2 protein-coding genes are annotated in these 1,266 nt (G+C 62.7%); both read right to left on the reverse strand.

Annotated features, from left to right (window positions below):
* Positions 1–96: 96 nt before the first annotated feature.
* Positions 97–663, reverse strand: a complete 567-nt coding sequence (locus ACFWO3_RS21605; protein ID WP_378581653.1) for a zeta toxin family protein — start codon at positions 661–663, stop codon at positions 97–99.
* Positions 660–1,037, reverse strand: coding sequence for a hypothetical protein (locus ACFWO3_RS21610; protein WP_378581655.1), 378 nt, complete (start codon positions 1,035–1,037; stop codon positions 660–662). Before ACFWO3_RS21610 ends, ACFWO3_RS21605 begins: the two co-directional genes overlap by 4 nt.
* Positions 1,038–1,266: the final 229 nt, after the last annotated feature.

Raw genomic sequence — 1,266 nt, forward strand, 5'->3', positions numbered from 1 at the left:
TCACGACGTCAGTGACATTGAGAGTCAGACCCCACCGCACCGAACCTATCCAGTATCAACCGGACCACCCCAGACTCACAGTGACATTGGTCGGGTTCAACCTGACAGGTCGGCCGGTGTCCAAGTCGGCCAGTTGGGCTCACCGACAAGCTCGCCCTCGACGTACTTCGCGGCGATTCGCGTGACGTCAGGGGCGGTGTTGTCGTACACAATCGCGTGGTCGGCTCGGTGGATGGCCTCGGCGACGAGTGGCCACAGTCGCTCGAAGCGTTCGCGGATCTTGTCTTCGGGCACTCGATGCCCGCCTTCGACGATGCGCTCGGCGACACGGGCCTCGGACAGTTCGATCGGTACGAGTATCACGTGTAGAACGACGATGTACCCGGCACTGTGTGCGCGGTCGATCAGCTCCAACTTCGAGGGATGTGAGAAGACTGTCTCCGCGATGAACGATTCTCCGTGTTCGATCAGAGCGTCGCGGATGGTCGCGGCGATGCGAGCGGCCTGGTAGGAGTGTGTCTCTGCGCTGTCCGGCCATCGATCCTTCGCGATCACGTCGGCGTTGACGTAAACGCAGCCGGGCAGAAGGGGGGCGAGGCGTTGTTCGATGAACGTCGACTTGCCGGCGCCGTTGGGGCCGATGACGAGGTCGAGGCGTTTCAAAGAACGGTCTGGGTGCCGTCGGGGTGGTGTTTGACGACTCGTCCCTGTTCGTCGAGCGCGATCGTGGCGCGGCCCTGTGCGGCGCGATCGGTCACGTGGTTACCTGCCGAAAGGGACTCTTCGAGGGCGGCGGCGATCTCCGCGTTGAACACCACGCCTTCCTCGGCCGACAGTTCGGCCATTGGCAATCGGCCGGCGAGTGCCGACTCGACGCGGCGGCGCGCCACCTGGCGCTGATCGGATACTTCACGGCCGACCCTGGCCCAGTGCTCGAGCTGTTGACGGGCGGAACGATTCTCTCGTCCGCCCTCGTTCGCGGCCGCGTCCACGAGGTCCGACGAGAACCTGGTCACTCTGTCTGCGACGTTGGTCATGCCCTTCTCCTTCGTGCGGATATGCACCCGTACGTCCAGTGTAGCAATCTGCTACAGCACGATCGACGATCTCAGGATCCCGGCAGGTGTGGGCCGAAGCACTCGGTCGATCTGATCTAGTACTACAGTCGCGTTTAGCCCGAATCCACCGATTCGGTTCGCTGGTGAGACTGGATTCGTTTGTGCGCGTTGATGGCGGATGAGGCCGTGGAGTATCGCCCGATCTCAT

The sequence above is a fragment of the Rhodococcus sp. NPDC058521 genome, assembly GCF_042719695.1.
Classification (GTDB): domain Bacteria; phylum Actinomycetota; class Actinomycetes; order Mycobacteriales; family Mycobacteriaceae; genus Rhodococcus_F.

Coding starts and splice junctions, on each gene's coding strand:
- ACFWO3_RS21610 (WP_378581655.1), bottom strand. CDS start 1,037: ATGACCAACGTCGCAGACAGAGTGACCAGGTTCTCGTCGGACCTCGTG.